The organism is Ideonella sp. A 288, assembly GCF_002198735.1.
Lineage (GTDB): Bacteria > Pseudomonadota > Gammaproteobacteria > Burkholderiales > Burkholderiaceae_C > Pseudaquabacterium.
Genome location: NZ_MWLO01000153.1, coordinates 37,690 through 63,711 on the forward strand (window position 1 = coordinate 37,690; position 26,022 = coordinate 63,711).

Sequence of the window (26,022 nt, forward strand, 5' to 3'; positions counted from 1 at the left end):
CACAGGTTCCGTGCCCGGGCCTGCTCACGACGCGACCGGGATTGTAGGCAGCGCCCGCCGCAGGACCTGGGCGCACAGCGAGACCGCCGTGTTGGCCTCGTCCAGCACCCGGCCCATCAGCAGGAAGCCGTGGATCTGACGCTCGAAGCACACATACTGCGCCGGCGTGCCGGCCTTCGACAGTGCGTCGGCGTACAGACGGCCCTCGTCGCGCAAGGGGTCGAAGCCGGCGGTCAGCACCAGGGCCGGTGGCAGGCCTGACAGGTCGGGGTGCAGCAGCGGCGACGCGCGCCAGTCGGCGTACCGCGCCGGCTCGTCGATGTACTGGGCGCGGAAGTAGGCGATGGTGTCGCGGGTGAGCAGGTAGCCTTCGCCGTTGACGGTGTGCGACGGCGCCTGCGCGCGCATGTCGGTGGCCGGGTAGATCAGCAGTTGCAGCCGCAGCGGCGGCAGCGCCTCGCCGGCATCGCGCTGCGCCAGCGCCACCACGGCGGCCAGGTTGCCGCCGGCGCTGTCACCGCCCACGGCCATGCGCGTGGTGTCCAGGCCCAGCGAGGTGCCTTCGGCCCGCAGCCAGCGGGTGGCCGCGATGGCATCGTCCACCGCGGCCGGGAAGCGGTGCTCCGGGCCCATGCGGTAGTCCACCGACACCACCGCGCAGCCGGCTTCCGCGGCCAGGTGGGTGCACACCGATTCGTGGGTGTCGAGGTCACCGATGGTCCAGCCGCCCCCGTGGTAGTACACCAATGTCGGGGACGGCGAGGCCACGCCCGCCGGGCGGTACAGGCGCAACGGGATGGGGCCTGCCGGCCCGGGCGCCGCCAGATTTCGCACCTCGGCCATCGGCCGCGGCTCGGGCTGGGTCACCGCCCGACGATCGCGGTAGAACTGGCGCGCCACCTCGGGCGTCAGCGTGTGCGTGGGCGGGATGCCCCGTGCCTCCATCAGGTCGAGCAGGGCACGGGCTTGCGGGTCGAGCATGGTCGGGGGGCTTTCGTGGCGCGGGCCAGTTTAGCGGCCCCGTCGACGGGGCCCGTGTTGCCGCAGGAAACGAACTGTTCGACACTGGCGCCATGCTGTCCACCCCCCTCACCGCCCCCGGCAGGCTGCCCGACGCCGTGCGCCTTCGCGCGCACGGACCCGGCGACATCGGCTGGATCATCTCGCGCCACGGCGCCCTGTACGCCCGCGAGTACGGCTGGGACCTGCGCTTCGAGGCGCTGGTGGCGCGCATCGCCGCCGACTTCATCGACCGCTTCGACGCCACGCGCGAGGCCTGCTGGATCGCCGAACGCACCGGCACGGACGGCGTGCCCGAGCGCCTGGGCTGCGTGGTGCTGGTGCAGGCGCGCGACGACGCCACCGGCGCCATCGACCCCGGCGTGGCGCAGTTGCGGCTGCTGCTGGTGGAGCCCGCCGCGCGAGGCCTGGGCGTGGGCCGGCGCCTGGTGGCCGAGTGCACGCGATTCGCACGCGACGCGGGGCAGACGAGCCTGCGGCTGTGGACGCAAAGCAACCTGGTGGCCGCGCGGGCGATCTACCAGCGCGAGGGCTACCGGCTCGTCGGCACCGAGCCGCACCACAGCTTCGGCCACGCGCTGGTCGGCGAGATCTGGGACATGCCGCTGGTGCCCGCTGCGGCCGTCGGGCCGGTCGATCGTTCGACTGGCGCACCGGCCCCACAGGCCACCCGGCGACCCGATGACCGCTGACGCGCGGCCCTGCCCCTGCGGCCGGCCGGCCCGCGTGGACGCCTGCTGCGGCCGCTGGCACGCCGGCCCGCTGCACCTGGAGGCGCCGGACGCCGAGGCGCTGATGCGCTCGCGCTACAGCGCCTTCGTGCTCGAACGGCGCGGCTACCTGCTCGACACCTGGCACCCCGACACGCGGCCTGCCGACCTGGCTTTCGAGCCCGGGCTGCGCTGGCTGGGGCTGGAGGTCAGGCGCCACACGCCGGTGGACGCCGACCACGCCTTCGTGGAGTTCGTGGCCCGCAACAAGCAGGGCGGTCGCGTGCACCGCCTGCACGAGACCAGCCGCTTCGAACGCGTGGGCGGCCACTGGCTGTACGTCGATGGCGTGCTGCATGACCGTTGAGGCCCTGGCGGATCCCGAAGGCCCCGCGCCGCCCGCCCCACCGCTGACGCTGCTGCACGAGGACGCCTGGCTGATCGCCGTCGACAAGCCCGCCGGCCTGCTGGTGCACCGCACCGCACTCGACGCGCACGAGGACGACGATGTGGTGACGCGCCTGCGCGCGCAGCGCGGCGAGGCGGTGTCGCCGGTGCACCGCCTGGACAAGGGCACCTCGGGCGTGCTGCTGCTGGCCCGCGACGCCGACACGGCCCGCGCGATGGGGGCCGCCTTCGCGGGCAGGGCCGTGCACAAGCGCTACCTCGCGCTGGTGCGCGGCTGGCCGGCCGACACCGGCCAGACCGATGCCCCGCTGGCCCGCGACCCCGAGCAGCCGTCCACCGGCCAGGTGCACCTCGAGGCCTGCACTCACTGGCGCGTGCTGCGGCGGCTGGAGTGGCCGGTGGCCACACGGGCGGGCTTCGACACCACCCGCGGCGCGCTGGTCGAAGTGCAGCCGCTCACCGGCCGCCGGCATCAGATCCGCCGGCACTTCAAGCAACTCGGCCACCCGCTCATCGGCGACGCCACCCACGGCAAGGGACCGCTCAACCGGGCGCTGGCGGCGGTGCTGGGCGGCCAGCGGCTGTGGCTGCACGCCTGGCAGGTGGCGATGGTGCACCCGCACACCGGCGCCCCGCTGCGCGTGCGCTCGGACCCGGGGCCCGAATGGGACTGTTGCCTGGGCGTGGCCGAGCGGGCGCGCCTCGACGCCGAAAATTGACCGAACGCGTCGTGCGGGCCGGATCCTGCCGCCTAAACTGCATGACCGACCACTGCACGGGAGCGCCCATGACAACCCCCTCGAACCATCGCCGTCTCGCCCAGGCGGCCGCGCTGACGGCCGCGCTGACGGCCGCGCTGGTGGCCTTGCTGTCCGGCTGTGGCGGCGGCGGTGGCGACAGCGGCGGCACTGGCGGCCCGCCGCCGCTGTCCGACGCGCTGATCCTGACCACGGCCAACTACACCACCGCCGCCCAGGAGGCGTTGGCGTCGGCGTTCTTCCTCGGCGAGGCCGGCAGCCTGGCCACGGCGGCCCAGACCAGCCAGGGCACCGCGATCGCCCAGCGGGCCATCGACACCCTGCGGCGGGTCACGCCACGCCTGACCGTGCGCCCGCCCGTGGCCACCGGCGTGACGGTGAGCGAGACCCTGCCCTGCACCGACGGCGGCAACCTGCGGGCCACCATCGACGACGTCAATGGCAACGGCGACATCGACGCCGGCGACTCGGTCGCCGTCGTCGCCAATGCGTGCGTGGAGGGCGCCGACACGCTGAACGGCCGCATCACCGCCCGCTTCGTCGCCCTCAGCGGCAACCTCGCCAGCGACGTCTTCAACGCCACGATGACCATCACGCTCGACCAATTCAGCGTGGCCGGTGCGGCCGGCAGCACCATCGGCAACGGCCAGATGCAGGTGGCCATCGCGTCGACGGCGGCGAACACCGCCACGTCCACGCTCACCGTGAGCCAGCTGACCACCACGCAGCGCTTCGGCAGCGTCACCTCGACCAGCACGCTGAGCAACGCGCGCCTGCAGGAAGCCACGCGGCCAAACGGCACCGCCGGGTTCACCACCTCGACCAGCGTCGACGGCAGCTTTTCCAGCACCTCGCTCGAATCGAAGAGCCTGACGCTGGCCACCGTCACGCCCTTCGTCCAGGCGAGCACCGCGGCCTACCCGGCCAGCGGCCAGGCCACGCTCAGCGGCGGCGCCGGCAGCAAGGTGCGCATGACCGCGCAGAACAGCAGCACGGTGCTGATCGAACTCGACAGCGACGGCAACGGCACCTACGAGACCTCGACGACACGGACCTGGGAGTCGCTGATCTGACTGCCTCGGCCGGCCCCCCTGGTCGACCTGGGCTCGGCCTGTCGAGGCACCGGCCCGGCGGGCGGGCCAGCATCGGCAGCGCCCTGGCCGGCGCGCTGGCCCGCGTCATGGCAGCCTGCCTGCCCTGCGCGGCGGTGGCCGCGCCGTGGCCCTGCACGGCGCCGTGGGCCGATCTGTCGCTGCGGGCGGAACACAGCCGCTGGCAGGAGCACGACGACCTGGGGCGCCGCCTGGTGCGCGAACGCGGAACCATGCCGGTGGCGGCCGCGGCCATCGCCACCCGCTGCGCCGACCTGGACCTGTCGCTGGAACTCGAGCAGGCCCGCGGTCGCCGCCACTACGACGGGCAGGCCTCCACCGGTGCGGCGCTGCAGACGCACAGCAGCATCACCCACGACCGCATCGCCGTGGTGGCCCGGCTGCCGCTGGCGCCGGGCTGGGCGGCGGGGCTGCGCCTGGGGCACCAGCGCCTGGCACGCGACATCGCCGACGCCGGCACGGTGCTGGGCTACCCCGAGCGCTTCCGCCTGTGGCAGCTGGCGGCGGGCGTGCGCCACACGCGGGCGCTCGGATCAAGCCGGCAGGTGTCGATGGAGGCTTGGTGGGGCGGCGGCCCAAGCGGCTCGGTCGACGTGGCGCTGCCCTTCGCCGACCCCGCCCGGCTGCCGCTGGGCCGCAGCCGGCTGTGGCGGCTCGACCTGCGGCTGGGGCCGCGCGATGGCGACACGCCGGCACCGGGCTGGCAGTGGCACGGGCTGGCCTCGCTGGCCGACCAGCGCCTGGCGGCCGGCGCGCCGCAGGCGCTCACGCGTGACGGGCGGCTGGTGGGTGGCGCAACGCAGCCTCGCAGCGCCTTGACCACGCTGCAACTGGGCGCCGCGCTGACGCACCGGTTCTGAAGGCGCCTTCAACCGAATCGCACGGTGTAGATCTGCGGCAGGGTCTGCGACACGGTGTGCCAGTGCTCGCCGCCGTCGCTGCTGCTCCACAGGTTGCCGGTGGTGCTGCCCATCATCATCGTGCGGCCGTCGTGGCCCACCGCCAGGCCGTGGCGGTAGACCAGGTCGTAGCAATGCTCGGACGGCAGGCCGGCGCGCAGCACCTCGAAGCTGCGGCCACCATCGCGGGTGCGGTGGACCACCAGCGCGCCGTCCACCGGCACGCGCTGCTGGTCGGCCACCGCGGGCACGAACCAGGCCGTGTCGGGGTCGTGCGGGTGCACCGCCACGGTGAAGCCGAAGCTCGACTTCGGCGCGCTGGTCACCTCCTGCCAAGAAGCCCCGGCATCCACCGAGCGCCAGATGCCGTTGTGATGCTGGCACCACAGCACCTCGGGCGCGGCAGCGCAACGCGCGATGCAGTGCGGGTCCTGAATGTTGCCGTCCTCGACGCGCTCGGGCGGCATGAAGGTGGCCCGCATGCCCTGGGCGGTGAGGGCCCAGGTGGCACCGTCGTCGCGGGTGGTCCAGGCGCCGCCGCAGCTGATGCCGATGAGCAGTTCGCCGGCGCGCTGCGGGTGCGGGCAGATCGAGTGGATGCCAGGCACGTCGTAGCCCCCGCCGAACCACTCGAGCCGCTCGGGGCGCTGCCACAGCGAGTCGACCAGCTGCCACGAGCGGCCGAAGTCGGCCGAGCGGAACAGGCCGCCGGGCAGCGTGCCGGCCCACACCGCACCGCTCGCGGCTTCGAGCGCCCACACCAGCACCAGCTTCCAGGGTGGACCGGCCGCGCCCTCGGGCTGTGGCGGGTAGGTGGGCGCGGCCACCTCGGTCCAGCTCAGGCCTTCGTCGTCGCTGGCGTGCAGCTTGACGCCGAAGTGGCCCAGGTTCAGCGCCGCCAGCATGCGGCCGCGGTGCGGCCCGTCGGGCTGCGGCGGCAGCACCATCGACACGGGGTCGCCGAGGAAGGAGGTGCGCACGATCTGCCAGGCCTGCCCGGGGGCACGGTGCAGTTCGATGAGGCCCTTGCGGGTGGCCACCCAGGCGCGTCGGGGCATGCTCAACCTCCTGACAAGGCTTGAAGGACGTGGACGCTGCTGCCGGGCGACAGCACGTCGTCCATCACGATGCGGTCCAGGCAGCGCCGGCCGTCGATGAAGACCACCACGTTGGCGCGCAGGTGGCCCTGGTCGTCGAGCACGTAGCCCTGCAGCCGCGGGTTGGTGTCGAAGGCGGCGGCCAGCGCCGCGCGCAGCGTGGGCGCGTCGGTGTCGACCTCGGGCACCTCGAGGAAACGCCGGAGCTGCGGGGTGAAGGTCACGCGCGCCATGCGCGATGATGCCGCCAAGCCGGCCCTTGCACCATCAGGGGTGTTCGGCCGCCGGGCCCGCCGCGGCAGCGGCCAGCTCTTCCATCTCGCGCTTCACATGGTCGAACGCGGCCGAGGCGGCGGCCACGTTGGCTTCGGCGACCTGGCCCTTGAACTTGTCGCGGATGGCATGCGCCACCGCCTCGAGCGTGATGAGCCCCGACAGCGCCGCGAAGCCACCCAGCAACGCGGCGTTGGGCAAGGGCCGGCCCACGTGCTGCAGGGCCAGTTCGCTGGCCGGCACGGTGGTCAGGCGCTCGTGACGGAAGCGCCGGGCCAGTTCGCCCAGCCCCAGGTCATCGAAGCTGCGGCGGCTGTTGATCAGCACGTAGCCGTCGGGCTGCAAGCCCTGGAACACGTCGACCTGGTGCAGCAGCGTCGGGTCCTGCACGATCAGCACGTCGGGCGCGAGGATGGGCTCGCGCAGCCGGATCTCGCGGTCGTCGATGCGGCAGAAGGCCACCACCGGGGCACCGGTGCGCTCGGAGCCGAAGCTGGGAAAGGCCTGCGCATGGCGGCCCTGCTCGAAGGCGGCCACCGACAGCATCTCGGCCGCCGTGACCACGCCCTGCCCGCCACGCCCGTGGATGCGGATCTGCAACATCGCGATGCTCCTCTCGGCGCTGATTCACTGGGAGCCGACTGTGCCTGCTGCGAGGGCCGTCATCAAGCGGCGCGAACCCGCAGCGACAATCCCGCTCCCCCGCCCTACCCCATCGACATGCCCAAAGGCCCCCTCGCCGCCGCCGGCGCCTACATCCTGTGGGGCGTGTTCCCGCTGTACATCAAGCAGGTGGCCCATGTGCCGGCGCTGGAGATCGTGGTGCACCGGTCGGTGTGGTCGCTGGTCTTCGTGTTCGCGCTGCTGGCGGTGCTGCGGCGCTTCGCCTGGCTGGGCCAGGTGATGCGCCAGCCGCGGGTGCTGGGCGCCTTCCTGCTGAGCGCGCTGCTGCTGTCGTGCAACTGGCTGCTGTACGTGTGGGCCGTCAACCAGAACCGGCTGCTCGACGCGAGCCTGGGCTACTTCATCAACCCGCTGTTCAACGTGATGCTGGGCTACGTGGTGCTGAAGGAGCGCCCGCGCCCCTGGCAATGGGCCGCCGTGGGCCTGGCCGGCGCCGGCGTGCTGTGGCTCACCGTGGCCGCGGGGCAGTTGCCGTGGGTGTCGCTGGCGCTGGCGGCCAGCTTCGGCGTGTACGGCCTGCTGCGCAAGACCGCTGCGCTGGGCGCGATGGAAGGGCTGGCGCTCGAGACGCTGCTGCTGGCCCCGCTGACCGTGGGCGTGCTGGTGGCCACGCTGTGGCGCGGCGAAGGCGCCTTCGCGCAGGGCGACTGGGCCACCGACCTGTGGCTGCTGGCCGCCGGGCCCTTCACGGCCATCCCGCTGCTGCTGTTCGCCGCCGGCGCGCGCCGGGTGACGATGGCGACGCTGGGGCTGCTGCAGTACCTGGGGCCGTCGATCCAGTTCGTGCTGGGCGTGTGGCTGTACCACGAGCCCTTCAGCGCGGTGCGCGGCGTGGGCTTCGGGCTGATCTGGGCCGCGCTGGTGCTGTACAGCGCCGAGGGCCTGTGGCGCCTGCGGCGCGGCGACAGCGCCGCGCCAGCCGCTACCTGAGGTCGCCCGCCAGGCAGGCCAGCGTCTCGGGCGCGATGACCACGTGCGCCGGGTAGTGCGTGTGGTCGCAGCCCAGCTTGACCGACGCGCCGGCGCGCACGGCCTCTCGCGCCGCAGGCGCAAATTCGAAGCGCACGAAGTGCACGGCCGAGGTCTTCTCGGCGTTCTCGCGGTCGAGGTCCTCGTCGGCGATGGCGTAGCTGCGGGCATGGCCCTCGACCTCGACGAAGAGCCGGTCTTCGACGCCGATCAGCCGCGCCAGCTCGCGCTTGCGCTCGTGCGGATCGGGGTACTCGATCATCATCGTGGCCTTCCAGTTGCTGCCGTCGGGCACCAGCGGCGCGTAGGCATCGATCTCGGACTGGATGCCGTCCTCCTCGAAGATCTTCTCGATGCGCAGCATCTCCTGGATCTGATAACGGATGGTCTGCTCGTCCTCGAACTGCAGGCTGATGTGCTCGCCCAGGTGCACGGTGCGCAGGCGGCGGTGGGCGATGACCTCGGCCTTGTGCGCCTTGCGGTGCTTGGTGTAGGCCTCCAGCGTCATCAGGCTGTCGCGGGTGATGGGGGTCATGGGGGTGTCACTCCATTCCGTAGGCATAGCGCAGCAGGCTGAGCGGATGCTGCAGGGCCTTGGCCGGCGTGCCCGCCTGCTGCATGCCCTGGGCGATGTGGTGGCCAGCCAGCGCACAGTCGCTGCTGATGAAATCGGGTTCGTCCTTGGCCATGGCCTTGAACACCGGCTTGCCGATCTTCAGGGCCATCGGGTGGTAGGGCGTCTTCACGCCATAGGTGCCGGCGTGGCCCGAGCAGCGCTCCACCGTGTTGAGCTGCACCTTCACCGTCTGGCCGATGAGCTTGAACATCTCCTCGGTCTTGCGGCCGATGTTCTGCACCCGGCCATGGCAGGGGATGTGGTAGCTGACCTTGCCGAGGTCGCGCTTGAAGTCGACCTTCAGCAGGCCGTCCTTCTGGCGCCCGACGAGGTACTCGAAGGGGTCGAACATCGCGCCCTTGACGAGCTGCACGTCGGCCTCGTCGGGGAACATCAGCGGCAGCTCCTGCTTGAACATCAGCGTGCAGCTGGGGATGGCGCTGACGATGGCATAGCCCTCGCGGGCGTAGCGGGCCAGCACGGGGATGTTGGCGTCCTTGTGCTTCTCGACCGACTTCAGGTCGCCGAGTTCGAGCTTGGGCATGCCGCAGCACGATTCCTTCTCGACGATGACGTAGGGGATCGCGTTGTGTTCCAGCACCTTGACCAGGTCGTGGCCGATGCCGGGCTCGTTGTAGTTGACGTAGCAGGTGGCGAAGATGGCCACCTTGCCCGGCGTGCGCTGGCCGTCGACCACCTCGGTGGCACTGCCCTTCTTGGCGGCCGACCAGCGGAAGCGCTGGGTGGCCAGCTCGGGCATCCACGCGTCGGGGTGCACGCCCAGTGCGCCGTCCATCACCGATCGGGCGGCCTTGGTGCGGTTGATCGCATTGACCGCCTGCACCACCACCGGGATGCCGGCGAAGCTGCCGTGCACGTCGGTGGAGGCGAGGAACTTCTCGCCCTCGCCCACCAGGCCCTGGCTGAACTTGATGGCCTTGGCGCGCAGCATCAGGTGCGGAAAGTCCAGGTTCCACTTGTGCGGCGGCACGTAGGGGCACTTGGTCATGTAGCAGAGGTCGCACAGGTAGCACTGGTCGACGACCGACCAGTAGGCTTCCTTCTTCACGCCGTGCACCTCGCCGTCCTCGGTGGCGTCCACCAGGTCGAACAGCGTCGGGAAGCTTTGACACAGGCTCACGCAGCGGCGGCACCCGTGGCAGATGTCGAACACCCGCTCCAGCTCGGTATAGCAGTCGTCCCGGTCGTAGAACACGGGGTTCTTCCAGTCCAGCGGATGCCGGGTGGGCGCTTCGAGGTTGCCTTCGCGATTGCTCATGGACAGGTCCGGTGTGCGGGAAGAAACAAGGGGCCACGAAAGCCCCTTGTTCGGTCAGGACAAGCCAGTCGTTCAGTCGACCAGCTGGTCCAGCGCCTTCTGGTAACGGTTGGCGTGCGAGCGCTCGGCCTTGGCCAGCGTCTCGAACCAGTCGGCGATCTCGTCGAAGCCTTCGGCGCGGGCCGTCTTGGCCATGCCCGGGTACATGTCGGTGTACTCGTGCGTCTCGCCGGCGACGGCCGCCTTCAGGTTGTCGCGCGTCGGTCCGATCGGCAGGCCGGTGGCCGGATCGCCCACGGCCTCGAGGAACTCGAGGTGCCCGTGCGCATGGCCCGTCTCGCCCTCTGCCGTCGAGCGGAACAGGGCGGCGACGTCGTTCTGACCTTCGATGTCGGCCTTGTTTGCGAAATACAGGTACCGGCGGTTGGCCTGCGATTCGCCCGCGAAGGCGTCCTTCAGGTGTTGCTCGGTCTTAGAACCCTTCAAGCCCATTTGAAGCTCCTCTTCGATGGTAGGTCGGCGGTCACCCGCGATCACGGGCGGCACCACCGAACGCTACCAAACACCCCACGGCGGGGCCAATGCAAACCTTCTATGTGATGCATAGCACTTGACTATGATCAAGCAAGAGGCCATAGGAATGTTACCGCAGACCAAGTGCGGCGGGACGCCGCCACCGACGCGCGCCTCGAGACGCGGGATCAGACCAGGCCGAGGAGCCGCAGAGTCAGGTGGTGCGCACGGCCTGCGGGGTCGACCAGGTCCTCCATCACGGTGAAGTGATTGCGGCGTACCAGTTCTTCGCACACCGGCACCGTGCTGGGCCCCCACTGGTCGCGGATGAGCCGGTTCTGCCGCACGAACTCATCGCTTTCGTCGGCACCCACCAGTGCATGCAGCGGCCCACGCGGCCGCGGGAAGAAGGCCGGGCTCATGCGGCGCACGGTGGCCGGGGTGAGCTGCAGGTCGCCCTGCAGGAAGGGCGTCAGGCGGATCGGCTCGAGATCGAACAGGCCCGACAGCGACAGGCCCCCGGCCAGCAGGCGCTGCGGCAGGTCGTCGCCCAGGTCGCGCCAGCGGCAGGCCAGCAGCATCGACGCCAGGTGCCCGCCGGCCGAGTGCCCGGCCACGACGATGCGCGACGCATCGCCACCGAACTCGGCCGCATGGCGCCAGACCCAGGCCACGGCCTGCGCCACCTGCAGCGCGATCTGCTCCATCGTCACCGCCGGGCACAGGCCGTAGTTGGGCACCACCACTGCGGCGCCAGCCTCCACGAAGACCGGCGCGACGAACGAATGGTCGGCCTTGTCGAGCGAGCGCCAGTAGCCGCCGTGGATGAACACCAGCACCGGCGAGCCGGGCCGTGCGGCCGGGAACACATCGAGCCGCTCTGCCGGCGACTCGCCGTACGGCAGGTCGAGCCGGTGGGTGAGCCCCTGGCGCGCCAGCGCCGATGCCTCGGCCCACCGCGACAGCAGTTGGGCATGCTCGGGCACGCGGGCGCGGTTGTTGTACTGGGCGTCGTGCCATGCGTCGTCATGGGATGCGGCCATCGTCGGGTCTCCAGGTGTCGCGGACGGGGCGCATTGTCCACAGTCCGCAGCCTCGGCGGTCAACGCCGCAGCACAAAGGTGCTGCTAGAATTTACGGCTGATGGGGGCGTAGCTCAGCTGGGAGAGCGTCGCGTTCGCAATGCGAAGGTCAGGAGTTCGATCCTCCTCGTCTCCACCAAGTCAAGGTCCCGGGCCGTTCCAAGCGGCACCAGGACACCGGAAAAGCCCTCAGGCCTCAACGCCTCGGGGCTTTTTTCTTGGCGCGCGGGGCCCCCGGCGATCACTCACGATCCGAACGCACAGTGCAGGGACTTCGGCAGCCGCCAGTGGCGTTTCGGTTCTCCTGCCGAAGTCATTGCGTCGTCCAGCACACACACAGTCTGATGCAGTTGCGTCGACCCAATGTTCGCCAGTGCCCGGACAGGCCGCGGTCAGCGCGGAAGACTCGCCCTGCGCTGAAGAGTCAGCGAATCAGAAGCGAGCAGCCATGCGAGAAAGAACCGAATCCTTCATCAAGGCAGAAGCGGCGGGCCACACCTGGGAACGGCGCATTCCGCGGCCTGGGGACGGCCATGTGCTGGGCCACACGCAGAACTGGCTGAACGCGCTGCCTGTGGGCATTCGCCCTGTCCATTTGCAGCAGGACTTCCCGCGCATTGCCAACGAAGTGTCTCGGCTTTGGTCCGAAACCACTGCGCTCGACCGTTACTTCGGCGAAAAGGAATTCAGCCCTCGCGTGGACCGCAGCGGATTCCCACCCCTGGTGAAGGAGGAGTTGCTGGCGATGCACCGCTACTCGTTGCGCATTCGGCCCGTCCCCTACGAGCAGCGCGCGTTGCAGCGACGGTCGCTCCTGGTTTGAGCGACGCGGCGGTCGGTTCGCGCCGACCGCAGGGTCAGGCGCAGCCGCCTTGCCCGCAGCAGCAAGCCTTGCGCTCAGGCGTCGCGCCGATGGCCGCCACGCTGACCGGGCGCTCGATCGGCACGGGCGTGTACCCCGCCTCGGTGATGGCCCCACCCAACGCGATGACGTCGGCCTCGCCGGGCTCGATGTCGACGCGGTGGGTCGCGAGGTCGAACTGCAGCCGGGCCGTGGTGTCGACGCCGTGGACGGCCTTGGTGATGGCGCTGACGCAGTGACCGCAGGTCATGTCGTCGACTTGGAAGGAGATCATGGTGTGCCTCTGGGTGTCGTGGATTCGACGCTGCACTCTGAAGCCTGCCATCGTTGGAAGGTCAAGCCGGGGGCGTGAATGACCCTGCCCGCCGCGCTGCCATGGGATGGGCCGGCTTGACCTTCCCATCATGGGAATCTCGACGATGCCTCCTCGCCGACCTTCGGCATCAGGAGCATCCTCATGAGCCAAGCCCCAAGCCACGCATCCCGGAGATCCCTCGACCTGCAGATCGAGGGCATGACCTGCGCCTCGTGCGCCACACGCGTCGAGAAGGCGCTCGGCCGGGTCCCCGGCGTGACCCTGGCCACGGTGAACCTGGCCACGGAACGCGCCACCGTGCACGGTGGCGCCGAGCTCGCGGCCGACGTGCTGGCCGCCGCGGTGCGCCAGGCCGGGTACGCGGTGCGCGAAGCGGACGAAGCGCCCTCGCCCGCCGGCGGTCGCCTTCCGCCAGGGTGGCCGGTCATGGCAGGCGCGGCATTGACGCTGCCGCTGGTGGCTCCGATGCTGCTGCAATGGGTCGGCTTCGACTGGATGCTCGAGGGCTGGCTGCAGTGGCTGCTGGCCACGCCGGTGCAGTTCTGGCTGGGCTGGCGCTTCTACCGCGCCGGCTGGCTGGCACTTCGTGCCGGCACCGGCAACATGGACCTGCTCGTGGCCCTGGGCACCTCGGCGGCCTACGGCCTGTCGATCTACCTGCTCGTCCGCCATGCGGACCATGGCACGCCCCACCTCTACTTCGAGGCCTCGGCGGCGGTGATCACGCTGGTGCTGCTCGGCAAGTGGCTGGAGGGCCGCGCCAAGCGCCAGACGACGGACGCGATCCGGGCGCTGAACGCCCTGCGGCCCGCCACCGCGCGGGTGTTGCGGGACGGGGTCGAGGTCGACCTGCCGGTCGAACGGGTCGCCGTGGGCGATCTCGTGCGGGTTCGCCCCGGCGAGCGCGTGGCGGTCGACGGCCAGGTGATGGACGGCCGCAGCCACGTCGACGAATCGCTGATCACCGGCGAGTCCCTGCCCGTCGCCAAGGCGCCCGGCGACCGGGTGACGGGCGGCGCCATCAACGCCGAAGGCGCGCTGACGCTGAAGACGCTGGCCGTCGGCGCCGAAACCACGCTGGCCCGCATCGTGCGCATGGTCGAGTCGGCCCAGGCCGCCAAGGCGCCCATCCAGCGCATGGTGGACAGGGTCAGCGCCGTGTTCGTGCCCGTGGTGCTGGGCATCGCGCTGATGACACTGGCGGGCTGGGTGGTGGCCAGCGGCGACTGGGAGCAGGCCGTGGTGCATGCCGTGGCGGTGCTGGTGATTGCCTGCCCCTGCGCACTGGGCCTGGCGACGCCGACCGCCATCATGGTGGGCACCGGCGTGGCCGCGCGGCAGGGCATCCTGATCAGGGACGCCCAGGCGCTCGAACGGGCCCACGGCACCACCACGGTCGTCTTCGACAAGACCGGCACCCTCACCGAGGGTCGGCCCTCGCTGGCCGCCGTGCACGCCGCACCTGGCCAGACCCGGGAGTCGGTACTGCGGCTGGCGGCAGCGCTGCAGCAGTCGAGCGAACACCCCCTGGCGCGCGCGGTGATGGACGCGGTGCGGGCCGAGCATGTGTCGGCGGCCCTGTCGCAGGACGCGAAGGCGCTGCCGGGCCGCGGCCTGCAGGCCACGGTGAACGGCGCGGTCGTGCTGCTGGGCAGCAGCCGCCTGATGCACGAGCGCCAGGTGCCGGCGGGTGCGCTGGCCGAGGCCGGGCATCGGCTCGAGCGCCAGGGCCGCACGGTGTCGTGGTTGATGCGCGAGACCGGCGAGCGCACCGAACTGCTGGGCCTGCTGGCCTTCGGCGATGCCCTCAAGGCCACGGCCCACGAGGCCGTGTCGCGCCTGCACGCCCTGGGCCTCGAGACCGTGCTGCTCACCGGCGACAACCGCGGCAGTGCCGACGCCGTGGCGCGCGAACTGGGCATCCGGCAGGTCCACGCGGAGGTGCTGCCGGGCGACAAGGCGGCCGTCGTCCAGGGCCTGCGCGCGGCGGGGCGGGTGGTGGCGATGGTGGGCGACGGCCTCAACGACGCGCCAGCCCTGGCCGCGGCCGACATCGGCATCGCCATGGCCACCGGCACCGACGTGGCCATGGAGGTGGCCGGCATCACCCTGATGCGGGGCGACCCGCGGCTGGTGGCCGATTCGCTGGAGGTGTCGCGCCGCACCCATGCCACCTTGAAGCGCGGCCTGTTCTGGGCCTTCGCCTACAACGTGGTCGGCATCCCCCTGGCGGCGCTCGGAATGCTGAGCCCGGTGATCGCTGGCGCGGCCATGGCCCTGAGCAGCGTCAGCGTGGTCGGCAACGCCCTGCTGCTGCGCCGCTGGCGCGCTGCCGCCGGACAGGACCAGAATCGGGTGCCGGTCGACCCCGCGCGAACGGCCGCCGCCTGAAGGACACCCCATGCAAGCAATGAACATCGGCGAGGCCGCCAAGGCCTCCGGCGTCTCGGCCAAGATGATCCGGCACTACGAGGGCGTCGGCCTGGTGGCGGCCCCGACCCGCACCGACTCCGGCTATCGGCAGTACACCGAGGCCGAGGTGCACACGCTGCGCTTCATCCGCCAGGCCCGCGACCTGGGCTTCTCGATCCAGGAGATCGGCGAGTTGGTGAACCTGTGGCAGAACCGCAGGCGGCCGAGCCGGTTGGTCAAGGCCCTGGCCCAGTCGCACATCGAGGCGCTCGAACAGAAGGCCCAGGAACTGCTGGCCATGAAGAGCACGCTCGAACATCTGGTGCACTGCTGCCATGGCGACGATCGGCCCGAGTGCCCCATCCTGGACAGCCTGGCGGAGCCAGGCCCTCCCGCGAAGGCCGTCAAGGTGCCGGCACGGGCCAGGCGCGGGTTCTCGGTGCGATGAGATCACGGGCAATGGTCCGGACCGGATCGCGTCGCGGGCAAATCCGCTAGAGTCCGACCCATGCAGGTCTGGCTCAGGCTCATGATCGTCTGGTTCATTGCGCTGGCGCTTCCCGTCCAGGGGATGGCGGGCGCGGCCATGATGCATTGCGGGCCGGGCCATCACGGCCCGGACGCCGCACTGACCATGCCGCACGACCACGGTTCGGCGCACGGTTCAGCGCACGATGAAGGCGCGACCGCTCATCATCACGCGGCCATGGCCGACAGCGCCGACCTGGCCGACGCCACCGCGTCCCCGCAGGATAAGGCACCGTCAGGGGCAGTCACCGACCTGTCCAAGGCCAAGTGCAGCGCCTGCGCGGCGTGCTGTGCCAGTGCCGCCCTGCCGAGCGCCAGCGCGCCCATCGCCCAGTCGGCCAATGCGCCGACGGTGTTTGCCGAAGCGCTGGTCACCGTCGACGCCTTCGCGTCCGACGGCCCCGACCGACCTCCCCGCCCCCTGCTCGCGTAGCTGGCCTGCGACCCGCGTGTCCCGACACGACGGGGTCTGCCAGGCCCGGTCGCTCCCTGCCGCATCGGCATGGGAGTTCCTGACGTCGACGCGAGGACACGATGGTCAACTTTCGATGGCGCTGGCTGCGGCCAGCCGCGCTGTGCGCCGCGGCGTTCGCTGCCGCGGCACAGACCCCAGCCCCTGCGGGCCGCAGGCCCGACCCACTGGATGCCGCTGCCGGCGTACCGGCCACGACCCACCAGTCGGCCTTCGCGCGCCACCGGCGCCCGGCGGACGACAAGGCCATGCCCTGGCGCGAGGCCAACGACACCGTGGCGCGCATCGGCGGCTGGCGCGCCTACGCCCGCGAGGCCCAGCAAGGCCCCCAGGGGCCGGCGGCAACGCAGGCCCAGCCGGCCCGGCCCGAAGCCAAGGCCACGACCCTGCCGCCGGCCCATGGCGGCCACAAGATGCCATGACGCCGCCCGCCCTCACACCATCGGCCCCTGGCCGGCGGACGATCTGGCCGGCCGCACGGCCACTGCTGCTGCTCGCCGTCACCTCGGCACTCACAGGATGCGCCGCCTTCAGCCCGGACGGCGGCTTCTCGGCGGTCGAGCAGGTGGCCAAGGAACGGCTCGGCAAGGACCTGGGCTGGGCCCGCACCGACGCAGATCGAGACCGCATCGACCAACGCGTCGGTGAGTTGCTGGCCAGGCCCTTGTCGGCCGACGACGCGGTGCAGGTCGCGCTGCTGAACAACCGTGGCCTGCAGGCCAGCTTCCAGGATCTCGGCATCACCGAGGCCGAGGTCGTGCAGGCCGGCCGGGTGCCGAACCCCGGCTTCGGTTTCAGCCGCCTGACGCGCGGGGACGAGGTCGAACTGGAGCGCGGCCTTCACTTCAATCTGGCACGCCTGATCGCGATGCCGATGATCCAGGCCGCGGAGGCGCGACGCTTCGAGGCGACGCAGGCCCAGGTGGCGATGACCATGCTGTCGCTGGCCGCCGAAGCGCGCAAGGCCTGGATCATGGCGCTCGCGGCCGAAGAAACGGTGCGCTACACCCGGCAGGTGGCACAGGCGGCCGAGGCCGGCGCCGAGCTGGCACGCCGCATGGAGCAGGTGGGCAATTTCAGCCGGCTGCAACGGGCGCGCGAGCAAGGCTTCCACGCCGACGCCTTGCTGAACCTGGCCCGCGCCGAACAGGCGCAGCGCGCCACACGAGAGCGCCTGACGCGGCTGCTGGGCCTGTGGGGCGACCAGACGCAGTTCAGCCTGCCCGAGCGGCTGCCCGACCTGCCCAAGGAGCTGGTCGACCGTCCGGACCTCGAACGCCTCGCGCTGGCCCAGCGCCTCGACGTGCAGGGCGCCAAGCTGGCCGCAGCGCGGACGGCGCGCCAGCTCGGGCTGACGAAGACCACGCGGTTCGTCAACGTGCTCGAACTCGGCCTGGTGCGCGGCACTTCCAACGAGGCGCCCACCCAACGCGGCTGGGAGATCACCGTCGAGCTGCCGCTGTTCGACTGGGGCAGCGCGCGCGTCGCGCGCGCCGAGGGCATCTACATGCAGGCGGTGCATCGAGCGGCCGAAGCCGCCGTCAATGCGCGCTCGGAAGTGCGCGAGGCCTACTCGGCGTGGCGCTCCAGCCATGACATCGCACGACACCACCAGGACGAGATCGTGCCGCTGAGGCGGCAGATCGCCGAGCAGAACCTGCTGCGCTACAACGGCATGCTGATCGGCGTGTTCGAACTGCTCGCCGATGCGCGCCTGCAGATCGCCAGCGTCAACGCCGCCATCGAGGCCAAGCGCGACTTCTGGCTGGCCCAGGCCGACCTCGACATGGCCCTCATCGGCAAGCCCACCCTTGCACCGGCCGCAGGCCCCGCCATGGCGTCCGACGCCAGCGGCGCCGCGGCGCACTGACCCCCAGGAACGACCCCATGGTTTCCCGACGCAATTTCATCGGCCGCGCAGGCGCCGGCACGGCGGCCCTCACCGCGGCCGTGGCCGCCAGTTCGGTCAGCAAGGTCGCGATGGCGGCCCTGCCCGAACCCGTCTTCCAGGGCCGGCCCGACACCATGCCGCCCCTGGTGCCGCCCAACGGCCGCCCCTACAACCCCGTCGTCACGCTCAACGGCTGGACACTGCCCTGGCGCATGAACCAGGGCGTCAAGGAGTTCCACCTCGTGGCCGAGCCCGTGGTGCGCGAGATGAGCCCCGGCTTCAAGGCCCACCTGTGGGGCTACAACGGGCAGAGCCCGGGCCCGACGATCGAGGTCGTCGAAGGCGACCGCGTGCGCATCTTCGTCACCAACAAGCTGCCCGAGGTGACCAGCGTGCACTGGCACGGCCAGCGCCTGCCCAACGGCATGGACGGCGTCATCGGCCTCACCCAGAAGGGCATCGAGCCCGGCAAGACCTTCGTCTACGAGTTCGTCGCCCGCCGGCCCGGCACCTTCATGTACCACCCGCACGCCGACGAGATGGTGCAGATGGCGATGGGGATGATGGGCTTCTGGATCACGCACCCGAAGCAGAAGCACCCGCTGATCGACGAGGTCGACCGCGACTTCGTCTTCCTGCTCAACGCCTACGACATCGAACCGGGCAGCGCCACGCCGCGCATCATGACGATGCTGGACTTCAACCTGTGGAGCTGGAACAGCCGCATCTTCCCCGGCATCGATCCGCTGGTCGTCCGCCAGAACGACAAGGTGCGCATCCGCATCGGCAACCTGACGATGACCAACCACCCGATCCACCTGCATGGCCACGAGTTCCTGGTCACGGGCACAGACGGCGGCCCCACGCCGAAGGCCACGCGCCTGTACGAGGTGACCACCGACATCGCCGTCGGGCAGATGCGCCAGATCGAGTTCCTGGCCGACGAAGAGGGCGACTGGGCCTTCCACTGCCACAAGAGCCACCACACCATGAACGCCATGGGGCACGGCGTGCCGACGATGATCGGCGTCGACCACCGCAGCGTGGTGCGGCAGATCACGTCGCTGATCCCCGACTACATGGTGATGGGCGAGCGCGGCATGCACGACATGACCGAGATGGAGATGCCGCTGCCCGACAACACCGCCCCGATGATGGCCGGCAGCGGGCCCTTCGGCCCCGTCGGCATGGGCGGCATGTTCAGTGTCGTCAAGGTGCGCCAGCACCAGAACCGCGGCGACTATGCCGACCCGGGCTGGTTCGCCCACCCTGCCGGCACCGTGGCCCGCGAGTGGACCGGCACGCTGGCCGAACCAGCCCGGGCCGTCCCCGCCGAAGGCGCCGGCGCGATGAAGCCCGTGGCCCCGCCGGGCCCCGGCGTGGAGGTCAACGTGCGCAAGCCCTCTGGCGGCCATTCCGGCCATTGACGTGACTGCCGAGCAAGAGCCACCACCCATCGGCCCACCAGCCATCGACCCACCCCGTCGAAAGGACGCCCCATGAAGACCCTCACCACCGCAGCCCTGCTCGCGGCACTGGCCCTGCCAGCCCTGGTCGAGGCCAGGCACGACGGTCCATCGGACCATCCCCCGGCCGCCGTCGCGCCGGCCGCGGACACGACCGAAGGCGAGATCCGCAAGATCGACCGGGACGCCAGGAAGCTCACCATCCGGCACGGCGAGATCAAGCACCTCGACATGCCCGCGATGACCATGGTGTTCAGGGTCAAGGACGACGCCCTGCTCGACAAGGTCAAGGCCGGCGACAAGGTGCGCTTCGTCGTGGCCAAGTCCGATTCGGGCTATGTCGTCACCGACCTTCAGGCCCTTGAATGAGCCGCCGGCCCGTGCGCGGCCGCGCCACCGCCGGCCTGCTGGCGGGCGCCGCGCTCGGCCTGGCTGCGGGCGTGGCTCAGGCCGAGCTCATCGACATCCAGTGGCCCGATGACAACCGCTTCGAGCGCCGCCTGACCCTGTTGCCCGGCAAGTTCGCCGAGCTCTGCGGTCCGTTGCAGGCGGGGCAGACGGTCGAATGGTCCTTCGAGGCCGACCAGGCACTGGACTTCAACATCCACTACCACGTCGGCAGCGACGTGCGGTACCCGGCCCGACAGGATCGGGTCGCGCGACTGCAAGGCCAGCTCGCCGTCGACTCGCCCCAGGACCACTGCTGGATGTGGGTCAACAAGACCGAGGCCGCGGCGACGCTGGCCGTGTCCCTGGCCCGCCGGTGACGGCGCCGCAACCACACCATGGACATCCTCGCGCACACGCTGTGGGTCGCCGCCGGCGTCACGGTGCTGCGCCGCCACCGGCCGCTGTCGGGTCGCGCGGCGACCGCCGCCCTGGTGCTGGCGGCCCTGCCCGACCTGCTGCACCTGTTGCCCATCGCCGCCTGGTGGCTTTTCGCGGATGGCTCGTTCGCCGCCTTGCGCGGCTACAGCGTGGCCACGCCAGGCCATGAGCCGGGGCTGCCGCCGCTGGTGCAGTGGGGGTCGCATCACCTGCACTGCGCGATGCACAGCGCACCGATCGCCGCAGGCGTCACCGCCGCCCTGTGGGCGGCGGGGCCGGGGGTTCGCATCGCGCTGCTGGGCTGGTGGTCGCACATCGTGATCGATGTCTTCACGCACTCGGCCGCCTACTACGCCGTGCCGGTGCTCTATCCGTTCACCGAACGCGGTTTCGACGGCATCGCGTGGAACACGCCCTGGTTCATGGCACTCAACTACCTGGCCCTGGCCGCCGTGGGCGCGTGGCTCTTCCTGAGCAGGACAACGCTGCGGCGCCGATGAGGGCCTGTCCCACGCACGGCACCTGGTCGGGATCCAGTGTCCGCGGCTGGATCTGCAGCCGCTTCATCTTCTCCCACAGGTTCTTGCGGCTGATGCCGAGATAGGCCGCGGTCTGCCCGACCTGCCCCTGGCAGCGCTGCAGCGCCTGAAGGATGTAGCCGCGCTCGCATTCGCGGATGTACTCCTCCAGCGTGCCGGTGGCACGCGCCTGGGCCACTTCGCGGAAGGTGCCGGCCTCGACGCGCGCACGCAGGTCCTGGTTGGTGGCGCAGATCAGGCGCAGGTCGACCGCGATCGGCGTCTCGCCGAGCACCCGCACGATGCGCCGGTCCTGGATCGCGCGCAGCGCGCTTCACCTGCATCGCCAGCGGCATGTCGCCGATGGCCTGCTTGAACGCGCCCTTCTCATGGACGAACAGCTCGGCCTCCATCAGCGTCTCGGTGATCGCGCCGCAGTTCACGGCGATGAACGCTTGCTCCCGCCCCGAGCAGGGCTACCGCGCACTCTCGCGTCCCCTGCCCGGAAACGACGGCGCGTGGCGGCATTTCGACGCCCGCCTCGCGCCTTCGGGCGCAAGACACCTCACCGGTGAAGCTGGGCAGCCGGATGTCGCTGAGCACCCTGTCGCGGCCCTGCGGCCCGTGCGGCCGATGGCGCGATGCGCTTCGCCGGCGACCCGATGCCAGTCGATGTCCAAGCGCGCTGTGGCCACAATGTCGGCTGCCAGGCCTGCGCCACCCCCGCCCCACCACCAGCCGCTCTAGACGATCACGCATGACCCGCACCCATGCTCACCCGCGGGTCGACGACCCGGCCAGGCGCCTCGGCGGCCGCGACATCGGTCTGCGGCCCCTGCACCACCCCAGGAGCCGCCGCTGGGGGCCTCGCGATGGCGCCGCGGGGCAGGCGCGGGCGGCGCGATGAGCCGGCCCAGCCGCGTTCGCACGGTCGCCCTGCTGGGCACGGGCCAGACGCTGGCCTGGGCGTCGTCGTTCTACCTGCCAGCGATGCTCGCCGCGCCGATGGCGCGCGACCTGGGCGTGGCCATGCCCACGGTGTTTGCCGCGTTCTCGGTGGCGCTGGTCGTCTCGGCCGTCTTCGGGCCGGGCGTCGGCCGCACCATCGACCGCCACGGCGGCCGCCCGGTGCTGATGGCCACCAACGGGCTGTTCGCGCTGGGCCTGGTGGCGCTGGCGATGGTGCAGGGCCCGATCTCGCTCTTCCTGGCCTGGGCACTGATCGGCGTGGCCATGGGCAGCGGCCTGTACGAAGCCGCCTTCGCCACGCTGGTGCGGCTGTACGGCAGCGCCTCGCGCGACCCGATCACCGGCATCACGCTGATCGCCGGCTTCGCCAGCACGGTGGGCTGGCCGCTGACGACGCTGCTCGACGCGCAGTTCGGCTGGCGCGGGGCCTGCCTGGCCTGGGCCGCGCTGCACCTGGTTGTCGGCCTGCCGTTGAACGCACTGCTGCCGCGGGCCACCGACCCTGCCCCGCACGACGCACCGCTGCCGATGGCCGGCGCGTCCCCCGATGGGGCGACGGCGCCCGCTGCGACGGGCACCGACCGCCCGGTGCTCGTGTCGGCAGTGCTGGCCTTCGTCTTTGCCGCCACCTGGTTCGTCAGCACGGCCATGGCGGCGCACCTGCCGCGTCTGCTGCAGGCCACCGGGGCCACGCTGGCGGTGGCCGTGGGCGTGGGCGCGCTGGTGGGGCCGGCCCAGGTGGCCGGGCGCCTGCTGGAATTCGGCGTGCTGCGCCGGGTGCACCCGCTGCTGTCGGCGCGCCTGGCGGCGCTGGGCCACCCGCTCGGCGCCGCAGCGCTGTGGGTGGCCGGGGCGCCGCTGGCGATACCCTTCGCGCTGCTGCATGGCGCCGGCAATGGCATGCTCACCATCGCCAAGGGCACCTTGCCGCTGGTGCTGTTCGGCCCGCAGGGCTATGGTGCCCGGCAAGGCTGGCTGATGATGCCGGCGCGGGTGTCGCAGGCGCTGGCGCCGTTCGCCTTCGGACTGGTGCTCGACCGCTGGGGCGCCCACGCACTGTGGCTGTCGGGCGCGCTGGGCCTGGGCGCCTTTGCGGCGCTGATGCTGTTGCCCAAGCCCCGGCCCGTCGCGCCGGCCGTCACCGCAAGTCCAGGACACCCGTCCCCATGAGCGCAGGCCACGACCACGATCACGATCACCGACACGACCCAAAGCTCGGCCGTGGCCACGACCATGGCCACGACAACGACCACGGTCGGGGTCATGGGCATGGGCACGGTCACGGCCACGTCCACGCCCCGGCCAGCTTCGACAAGGCCTTCGCCATCGGCATCGCGCTGAACGCCGCCTTCGTGGCCATCGAGGCCTTCTACGGCTGGCGGGTCAACTCGCTGGCGCTGCTGGCCGACGCCGGGCACAACCTCAGCGACGTGATCGGCCTGGTGCTGGCCTGGGGCGGCGCGCTGGCCGGCCGGCTGCAGCCGGATGCGCGCCACACCTACGGCTGGAAGCGCGCCAGCATCCTGGCGGCCTTCCTCAACGCGATGCTGCTGCTGGTGGCCATGGGCTCGCTGGCCTGGGAGGCGGTGCACCGGCTGCAGTCGCCCCAGCCGATCGAGGGTGTGACCATCATGGTCGTGGCCGGCATCGGCATCCTCGTCAACACCGCCACGGCGCTGCTGTTCCTGCGCGGCCGCGACAGCGACCTCAACATCCGCGGCGCCTTCCTGCACATGGCCGCCGATGCGCTGGTCTCGGCCGGCGTGGTGGTGGCCGGCGGCCTGGCGCTGTGGTTCGGCTGGACCTGGCTCGACCCGGTGGTGAGCCTGCTCATCGCCGCCGTCATCGTCTGGGGCACCTGGAGCCTGTTCCGGCAGTCGCTGCACCTGCTGTTCGACGGCGTGCCCGACGGTGTGGACCTGCACGCGGTGCAGGCCCTGCTGGAATCGCTGCCCGGCGTGGCGCGGGTGCACGACCTGCACGTGTGGGCCATGGGCACCTCGGAGGTGGCGCTGACGGCCCACCTGGTGATGCCCGACAGCCCCGCCGACGACGCCTTCCTGCGCGACGCGACCCGGCAGTTGCACGACCGCTTCGCCATCGAGCACGTCACGCTGCAGGCGGTGCGGGTGCCCTTCACCCGGCCCTGCGCGCCGCTGCGGCCGGCGTCGTCGCGGTGACCGGCGCCTCCCGCGTCGCGATGGGCCGCCGCCACCGTCCGTTGCCGAACAGACCGCACGCGGCCGTCGCCTTACGCTGACCGGCATCAAGCCCTTCGGCGCCAGCCGGCGCAGAGTGCTGTCAGAGGTGATCGCAATGAAAATCGAAGTCCTGGGATCGGGCTGCAGCAAGTGCCGCAGCACCGTCGGCATCATCGAGCGCGTGGCGCACGACGAAGGCGTTGAGGTCGAGATCGTCAAGGTCGAGCAGCCGGACGAGATCCGGCGCCATGGCGTCCGTGCCACGCCCGCCGTCGTGATCGAGGGCCGCGTGGTGCACAGCGGCGGCCTGCCGTCGCAGGAGGCCGTGCGCACATGGCTCAGGCCCGTCGCCGTCGGCTTCCTGAGCCACCCGACCCGGCACCTCTTCTTCACCGGCAAGGGTGGGGTCGGCAAGACCTCGCTGTCCACCGCGGCCGCCTTGCACCTGGCCGACGCCGGCAAGACGGTGCTGCTGGTCAGCACCGATGCCGCGTCCAACCTCGACGAGATGCTCGGCATCGAACTGCGCAACACGCCGGTGCCGGTGCCCGGTGCGCCGGGCCTGTCGGTGCTGAACATCGACCCCGACCAGGCCGCCGAATCCTACCGCCAGCGCGTGCTGGCGCAGATGGGCGCGGCCGCCAGTGCCGAAGCCTTGTCCACCGTGCGCGAGCAACTGTCGGGCGCCTGCACCACCGAGATCGCCTCGTTCGACGAGTTCTCGTCGCTGCTGTCCGACGGGGTGGGCCGCTACGACCACGTCGTCTTCGACACGGCACCCACCGGGCACACGCTGCGCCTGCTCAGCCTGCCCAAGGCCTGGACCGGCTTCCTGGACGGCAACGACCGCGGCGCCTCGTGCCTGGGGCCGCACTCGGGGCTGAAGATGCAGGAGGCGCGCTTCAAGGCCGCGCTGGACGCCCTCAGCGATCCCGCGCAGACCACCGTGATCCTGGTGACTCGGCCCGACGCGGGCGCCATCGCCGAAGCGGCCCGCACGTCCGACGAACTGCGCGAACTGGGCCTGGACAACCAGCGCCTGGCGATCAATGCCGTGTTCCGGGCCAGCGACCGCAGCGACGCCGTGGCCCGGTCGATCGAGACCCTGGGGCAGCAGGCGCTGGACGCGATGCCGACGTCGCTGCGCGCGCTGCCGCAAGACCGCGTGCCGCTGCGGCCCTTCGACACGGTGGGCCTGCCGGCCCTGCGCGCGCTGCTGGCCGGGGGGGCCGACGCGTTGCCGCCGATACAGCCCGTGCCCGCGGACGACACCGACAGCTTCGAAGGCCTGGGTGCGCTGGCCGACGAACTGGCCGCCGCCGGCCACGGGCTGATCATGGTGATGGGCAAGGGCGGGGTCGGCAAGACGACCATCGCCGCCGCGCTGGCGCTGGGCCTGGTGCAGCGGGGCAAGACCGTGCACCTCAGCACCACCGACCCGGCCGCCCACCTGGCCGGCACGCTGCACGGCGACGTGCCGGGCCTGCAGGTGAGCCGCATCGACCCGAAGGTCGAGACCCAGCGCTACATCGACAAGATCATGGCCGCCCGCTCACCCAAGCTCGACGCCGCCGAGCAGGCGCTGCTGCTGGAAGACCTGCAGTCACCCTGCACCGAGGAGGTGGCGGTGTTCCACGCCTTCTCTCGCCTGGTCGGCGAGGGCCGCAGCGCCTTCGTGGTGCTGGACACAGCCCCCACGGGCCACTCGATGCTGCTGATGGACGCCACCGGCGCCTACCACCGGCAGATGACGCGCGAGTTCGAAGGCCACGGTGCCCCGCGCGTGGTCACGCCGCTGATGCGCCTGCAGGACGCCCGCTACACCCGCATCGTGCTGGTGACGCTGCCCGAAGCCACCCCGGTGTCGCAGGCCGCGGCCTTGCAGGACGACCTGCGCCGCGCGGCCATCGAGCCCTGGGCCTGGGTGCTGAACAAGAGCGTGCGGGCCGCCGGCACCCACGACCCCCTGCTGGCCGCGCGGCTGGCCGGCGAGCGCAAGCAGATGGTGCGTCTGGCCAACGGGCTGGCCCGTCGCCTGTTCACCGTCCCCTGGCTGACATCGCCACCGATCGGGCGGGACGCCTTGTCCCGGCTCGTCGGCGAAGATCAGCACACTGCCGCCACCCAAGGCTGACCCTT

The 26,022-nt window shown here is 71.4% G+C and carries 29 protein-coding genes and 1 tRNA gene; 20 read left to right on the forward strand and 10 right to left on the reverse strand.

Going from position 1 to position 26,022, the window contains the following annotated elements; genetic code table 11:
- Window positions 1-24: 24 nt before the first annotated feature.
- A complete protein-coding gene (locus EOINJALH_RS26730; RefSeq protein ID WP_088285963.1) occupies window positions 25-981 on the reverse strand; it encodes an alpha/beta hydrolase in 957 nt (318 codons plus the stop codon).
- Window positions 982-1,073: 92 nt separating this feature from the next.
- On the opposite strand from EOINJALH_RS26730, the gene EOINJALH_RS26735 reads away from it, so the two are divergent.
- From EOINJALH_RS26735 to EOINJALH_RS26755, 5 genes are all read left to right on the forward strand, one after another.
- Window positions 1,074-1,712 carry a GNAT family N-acetyltransferase gene (locus EOINJALH_RS26735; RefSeq protein ID WP_088285965.1) on the forward strand — a complete coding sequence of 213 codons (639 nt, stop codon included), beginning with the start codon at window positions 1,074-1,076 and terminating at the stop codon, window positions 1,710-1,712.
- A complete protein-coding gene (locus EOINJALH_RS26740; RefSeq protein WP_088285967.1) occupies window positions 1,702-2,097 on the forward strand; it encodes a YchJ family protein in 396 nt (131 codons plus the stop codon). Before EOINJALH_RS26735 ends, EOINJALH_RS26740 begins: the two co-directional genes overlap by 11 nt.
- On the forward strand, window positions 2,087-2,857 hold the full coding sequence (locus EOINJALH_RS26745) for a pseudouridine synthase (RefSeq protein ID WP_088285969.1): 771 nt from the start codon (window positions 2,087-2,089) through the stop codon (window positions 2,855-2,857). The genes EOINJALH_RS26740 and EOINJALH_RS26745 overlap by 11 nt, the downstream gene beginning before the upstream one ends.
- Before the next feature lie 68 nt (window positions 2,858-2,925).
- A complete protein-coding gene (locus EOINJALH_RS26750) occupies window positions 2,926-3,969 on the forward strand; it encodes a hypothetical protein (RefSeq protein WP_088285971.1) in 1,044 nt (347 codons plus the stop codon).
- 107 nt (window positions 3,970-4,076) lie between these two features.
- Window positions 4,077-4,868: a hypothetical protein gene (locus EOINJALH_RS26755; RefSeq protein ID WP_088285973.1), complete on the forward strand. Its 792-nt coding sequence runs from the start codon at window positions 4,077-4,079 to the stop codon at window positions 4,866-4,868.
- Between the two features lie 8 nt (window positions 4,869-4,876).
- Here EOINJALH_RS26755 and EOINJALH_RS26760 read toward each other — a convergent pair whose 3' ends face one another.
- The 3 genes from EOINJALH_RS26760 to EOINJALH_RS26770 are packed head-to-tail and all read right to left on the reverse strand — an operon-like array spanning window position 4,877 to window position 6,880.
- A complete protein-coding gene (locus EOINJALH_RS26760; protein ID WP_088285975.1) occupies window positions 4,877-5,965 on the reverse strand; it encodes a sialidase family protein in 1,089 nt (362 codons plus the stop codon).
- A 2-nt stretch (window positions 5,966-5,967) separates the two neighbouring features.
- Window positions 5,968-6,237 (reverse strand): MoaD/ThiS family protein, encoded by a 270-nt coding sequence (locus tag EOINJALH_RS26765; RefSeq protein ID WP_088285977.1) that lies wholly within the window; start codon window positions 6,235-6,237, stop codon window positions 5,968-5,970.
- A 34-nt stretch (window positions 6,238-6,271) separates the two neighbouring features.
- A complete protein-coding gene (locus EOINJALH_RS26770; RefSeq protein ID WP_088285979.1) occupies window positions 6,272-6,880 on the reverse strand; it encodes a 2-oxoacid:acceptor oxidoreductase family protein in 609 nt (202 codons plus the stop codon).
- A gap of 117 nt (window positions 6,881-6,997) precedes the next feature.
- Here EOINJALH_RS26770 and rarD point away from each other — a divergent pair, with 117 nt between their 5' ends.
- A complete protein-coding gene (gene rarD / locus EOINJALH_RS26775) occupies window positions 6,998-7,891 on the forward strand; it encodes an EamA family transporter RarD (protein ID WP_088285981.1) in 894 nt (297 codons plus the stop codon).
- Here rarD and EOINJALH_RS26780 read toward each other — a convergent pair.
- The 4 genes from EOINJALH_RS26780 to EOINJALH_RS26795 all read right to left on the reverse strand — a co-directional run bounded on the left by EOINJALH_RS26780 (window position 7,884) and on the right by EOINJALH_RS26795 (window position 11,381).
- Complete coding sequence (locus EOINJALH_RS26780) at window positions 7,884-8,465, reverse strand: DUF3501 family protein (protein ID WP_088285983.1); 582 nt, start codon at window positions 8,463-8,465, stop codon at window positions 7,884-7,886. The genes rarD and EOINJALH_RS26780 overlap by 8 nt on opposite strands.
- Window positions 8,466-8,472: 7 nt before the next feature.
- Complete coding sequence (locus EOINJALH_RS26785) at window positions 8,473-9,825, reverse strand: (Fe-S)-binding protein (RefSeq protein ID WP_088285985.1); 1,353 nt, start codon at window positions 9,823-9,825, stop codon at window positions 8,473-8,475.
- A gap of 72 nt (window positions 9,826-9,897) precedes the next feature.
- Entirely contained in the window at window positions 9,898-10,317 is a 420-nt protein-coding gene (locus tag EOINJALH_RS26790; RefSeq protein WP_088285987.1) for a rubrerythrin family protein, read from the reverse strand.
- Between the two features lie 209 nt (window positions 10,318-10,526).
- Window positions 10,527-11,381, reverse strand: coding sequence for an alpha/beta hydrolase (locus EOINJALH_RS26795; RefSeq protein WP_088285989.1), 855 nt, complete (start codon window positions 11,379-11,381; stop codon window positions 10,527-10,529).
- Window positions 11,382-11,483: 102 nt separating this feature from the next.
- Here EOINJALH_RS26795 and EOINJALH_RS26800 point away from each other — a divergent pair.
- Together EOINJALH_RS26800 and EOINJALH_RS26805 are read left to right on the forward strand one after the other, a co-directional pair.
- Window positions 11,484-11,559: transfer RNA gene (locus tag EOINJALH_RS26800), tRNA-Ala, on the forward strand.
- Window positions 11,560-11,868: 309 nt separating this feature from the next.
- Complete coding sequence (locus EOINJALH_RS26805) at window positions 11,869-12,243, forward strand: hypothetical protein (RefSeq protein WP_144290188.1); 375 nt, start codon at window positions 11,869-11,871, stop codon at window positions 12,241-12,243.
- A gap of 34 nt (window positions 12,244-12,277) precedes the next feature.
- Here the strand turns inward: EOINJALH_RS26805 and EOINJALH_RS26810 are convergent, their stop codons facing one another.
- Complete coding sequence (locus EOINJALH_RS26810) at window positions 12,278-12,556, reverse strand: heavy-metal-associated domain-containing protein (RefSeq protein ID WP_088285993.1); 279 nt, start codon at window positions 12,554-12,556, stop codon at window positions 12,278-12,280.
- A gap of 183 nt (window positions 12,557-12,739) precedes the next feature.
- On the opposite strand from EOINJALH_RS26810, the gene EOINJALH_RS26815 reads away from it, so the two are divergent.
- The 9 genes from EOINJALH_RS26815 to EOINJALH_RS26855 all read left to right on the forward strand — a co-directional run bounded on the left by EOINJALH_RS26815 (window position 12,740) and on the right by EOINJALH_RS26855 (window position 20,695).
- A complete protein-coding gene (locus EOINJALH_RS26815) occupies window positions 12,740-14,989 on the forward strand; it encodes a cation-translocating P-type ATPase (protein ID WP_088285995.1) in 2,250 nt (749 codons plus the stop codon).
- Window positions 14,990-15,008: 19 nt separating this feature from the next.
- Window positions 15,009-15,458 (forward strand): Cu(I)-responsive transcriptional regulator, encoded by a 450-nt coding sequence (gene cueR / locus EOINJALH_RS26820; protein ID WP_088285997.1) that lies wholly within the window; start codon window positions 15,009-15,011, stop codon window positions 15,456-15,458.
- 60 nt (window positions 15,459-15,518) lie between these two features.
- On the forward strand, window positions 15,519-15,971 hold the full coding sequence (locus tag EOINJALH_RS26825) for a hypothetical protein (RefSeq protein ID WP_088285999.1): 453 nt from the start codon (window positions 15,519-15,521) through the stop codon (window positions 15,969-15,971).
- 101 nt (window positions 15,972-16,072) lie between these two features.
- A complete protein-coding gene (locus EOINJALH_RS26830; RefSeq protein WP_088286001.1) occupies window positions 16,073-16,432 on the forward strand; it encodes a hypothetical protein in 360 nt (119 codons plus the stop codon).
- Complete coding sequence (locus EOINJALH_RS26835) at window positions 16,429-17,880, forward strand: TolC family protein (protein WP_088286003.1); 1,452 nt, start codon at window positions 16,429-16,431, stop codon at window positions 17,878-17,880. The genes EOINJALH_RS26830 and EOINJALH_RS26835 overlap by 4 nt, the downstream gene beginning before the upstream one ends.
- A 17-nt stretch (window positions 17,881-17,897) precedes the next feature.
- Window positions 17,898-19,328: a multicopper oxidase family protein gene (locus EOINJALH_RS26840; protein WP_088286005.1), complete on the forward strand. Its 1,431-nt coding sequence runs from the start codon at window positions 17,898-17,900 to the stop codon at window positions 19,326-19,328.
- Between the two features lie 72 nt (window positions 19,329-19,400).
- On the forward strand, window positions 19,401-19,736 hold the full coding sequence (locus EOINJALH_RS26845) for a copper-binding protein (protein ID WP_088286008.1): 336 nt from the start codon (window positions 19,401-19,403) through the stop codon (window positions 19,734-19,736).
- A complete protein-coding gene (locus EOINJALH_RS26850) occupies window positions 19,733-20,134 on the forward strand; it encodes a hypothetical protein (protein WP_088286010.1) in 402 nt (133 codons plus the stop codon). Before EOINJALH_RS26845 ends, EOINJALH_RS26850 begins: the two co-directional genes overlap by 4 nt.
- 18 nt (window positions 20,135-20,152) lie before the next feature.
- Window positions 20,153-20,695, forward strand: coding sequence for a metal-dependent hydrolase (locus EOINJALH_RS26855; protein ID WP_144290189.1), 543 nt, complete (start codon window positions 20,153-20,155; stop codon window positions 20,693-20,695).
- Here EOINJALH_RS26855 and EOINJALH_RS26860 read toward each other — a convergent pair.
- Window positions 20,625-21,014: a helix-turn-helix domain-containing protein gene (locus tag EOINJALH_RS26860; protein ID WP_255407145.1), complete on the reverse strand. Its 390-nt coding sequence runs from the start codon at window positions 21,012-21,014 to the stop codon at window positions 20,625-20,627. The two genes, EOINJALH_RS26855 and EOINJALH_RS26860, sit on opposite strands and share 71 nt — an antisense overlap.
- Before the next feature lie 602 nt (window positions 21,015-21,616).
- On the opposite strand from EOINJALH_RS26860, the gene EOINJALH_RS26865 reads away from it, so the two are divergent.
- From EOINJALH_RS26865 to arsA, 3 genes are all read left to right on the forward strand, one after another.
- Window positions 21,617-22,852 carry an MFS transporter gene (locus EOINJALH_RS26865; RefSeq protein ID WP_088286012.1) on the forward strand — a complete coding sequence of 412 codons (1,236 nt, stop codon included), beginning with the start codon at window positions 21,617-21,619 and terminating at the stop codon, window positions 22,850-22,852.
- Complete coding sequence (locus tag EOINJALH_RS26870) at window positions 22,849-23,862, forward strand: cation diffusion facilitator family transporter (RefSeq protein ID WP_088286014.1); 1,014 nt, start codon at window positions 22,849-22,851, stop codon at window positions 23,860-23,862. The genes EOINJALH_RS26865 and EOINJALH_RS26870 overlap by 4 nt, the downstream gene beginning before the upstream one ends.
- A 136-nt stretch (window positions 23,863-23,998) precedes the next feature.
- Window positions 23,999-26,017: an arsenical pump-driving ATPase gene (gene arsA / locus EOINJALH_RS26875; protein WP_088286016.1), complete on the forward strand. Its 2,019-nt coding sequence runs from the start codon at window positions 23,999-24,001 to the stop codon at window positions 26,015-26,017.
- Window positions 26,018-26,022 lie beyond the last annotated feature (5 nt).

Bases quoted from the DNA above. Each gene is read 5' to 3' on its own strand.
- EOINJALH_RS26865 (WP_088286012.1), top strand. From the start codon at position 21,617: ATGAGCCGGCCCAGCCGCGTTCGCACGGTCGCCCTGCTGGGCACGGGC.
- EOINJALH_RS26740 (WP_088285967.1), top strand. From the start codon at position 1,702: ATGACCGCTGACGCGCGGCCCTGCCCCTGCGGCCGGCCGGCCCGCGTG.
- EOINJALH_RS26795 (WP_088285989.1), bottom strand. From the start codon at position 11,381: ATGGCCGCATCCCATGACGACGCATGGCACGACGCCCAGTACAACAAC.
- EOINJALH_RS26810 (WP_088285993.1), bottom strand. From the start codon at position 12,556: ATGATCTCCTTCCAAGTCGACGACATGACCTGCGGTCACTGCGTCAGC.
- EOINJALH_RS26835 (WP_088286003.1), top strand. From the start codon at position 16,429: ATGACGCCGCCCGCCCTCACACCATCGGCCCCTGGCCGGCGGACGATC.
- rarD (WP_088285981.1), top strand. From the start codon at position 6,998: ATGCCCAAAGGCCCCCTCGCCGCCGCCGGCGCCTACATCCTGTGGGGC.
- EOINJALH_RS26765 (WP_088285977.1), bottom strand. From the start codon at position 6,237: ATGGCGCGCGTGACCTTCACCCCGCAGCTCCGGCGTTTCCTCGAGGTG.
- EOINJALH_RS26840 (WP_088286005.1), top strand. From the start codon at position 17,898: ATGGTTTCCCGACGCAATTTCATCGGCCGCGCAGGCGCCGGCACGGCG.
- cueR (WP_088285997.1), top strand. From the start codon at position 15,009: ATGAACATCGGCGAGGCCGCCAAGGCCTCCGGCGTCTCGGCCAAGATG.
- EOINJALH_RS26830 (WP_088286001.1), top strand. From the start codon at position 16,073: ATGGTCAACTTTCGATGGCGCTGGCTGCGGCCAGCCGCGCTGTGCGCC.
- EOINJALH_RS26815 (WP_088285995.1), top strand. From the start codon at position 12,740: ATGAGCCAAGCCCCAAGCCACGCATCCCGGAGATCCCTCGACCTGCAG.
- EOINJALH_RS26780 (WP_088285983.1), bottom strand. From the start codon at position 8,465: ATGACCCCCATCACCCGCGACAGCCTGATGACGCTGGAGGCCTACACC.
- EOINJALH_RS26735 (WP_088285965.1), top strand. From the start codon at position 1,074: ATGCTGTCCACCCCCCTCACCGCCCCCGGCAGGCTGCCCGACGCCGTG.
- EOINJALH_RS26850 (WP_088286010.1), top strand. From the start codon at position 19,733: ATGAGCCGCCGGCCCGTGCGCGGCCGCGCCACCGCCGGCCTGCTGGCG.
- EOINJALH_RS26745 (WP_088285969.1), top strand. From the start codon at position 2,087: ATGACCGTTGAGGCCCTGGCGGATCCCGAAGGCCCCGCGCCGCCCGCC.
- EOINJALH_RS26855 (WP_144290189.1), top strand. From the start codon at position 20,153: ATGGACATCCTCGCGCACACGCTGTGGGTCGCCGCCGGCGTCACGGTG.
- EOINJALH_RS26770 (WP_088285979.1), bottom strand. From the start codon at position 6,880: ATGTTGCAGATCCGCATCCACGGGCGTGGCGGGCAGGGCGTGGTCACG.
- EOINJALH_RS26825 (WP_088285999.1), top strand. From the start codon at position 15,519: ATGCAGGTCTGGCTCAGGCTCATGATCGTCTGGTTCATTGCGCTGGCG.
- EOINJALH_RS26845 (WP_088286008.1), top strand. From the start codon at position 19,401: ATGAAGACCCTCACCACCGCAGCCCTGCTCGCGGCACTGGCCCTGCCA.
- EOINJALH_RS26755 (WP_088285973.1), top strand. From the start codon at position 4,077: ATGGCAGCCTGCCTGCCCTGCGCGGCGGTGGCCGCGCCGTGGCCCTGC.
- EOINJALH_RS26790 (WP_088285987.1), bottom strand. From the start codon at position 10,317: ATGGGCTTGAAGGGTTCTAAGACCGAGCAACACCTGAAGGACGCCTTC.
- EOINJALH_RS26750 (WP_088285971.1), top strand. From the start codon at position 2,926: ATGACAACCCCCTCGAACCATCGCCGTCTCGCCCAGGCGGCCGCGCTG.
- EOINJALH_RS26785 (WP_088285985.1), bottom strand. From the start codon at position 9,825: ATGAGCAATCGCGAAGGCAACCTCGAAGCGCCCACCCGGCATCCGCTG.
- EOINJALH_RS26760 (WP_088285975.1), bottom strand. From the start codon at position 5,965: ATGCCCCGACGCGCCTGGGTGGCCACCCGCAAGGGCCTCATCGAACTG.
- EOINJALH_RS26870 (WP_088286014.1), top strand. From the start codon at position 22,849: ATGAGCGCAGGCCACGACCACGATCACGATCACCGACACGACCCAAAG.
- EOINJALH_RS26805 (WP_144290188.1), top strand. From the start codon at position 11,869: ATGCGAGAAAGAACCGAATCCTTCATCAAGGCAGAAGCGGCGGGCCAC.
- arsA (WP_088286016.1), top strand. From the start codon at position 23,999: ATGAAAATCGAAGTCCTGGGATCGGGCTGCAGCAAGTGCCGCAGCACC.
- EOINJALH_RS26730 (WP_088285963.1), bottom strand. From the start codon at position 981: ATGCTCGACCCGCAAGCCCGTGCCCTGCTCGACCTGATGGAGGCACGG.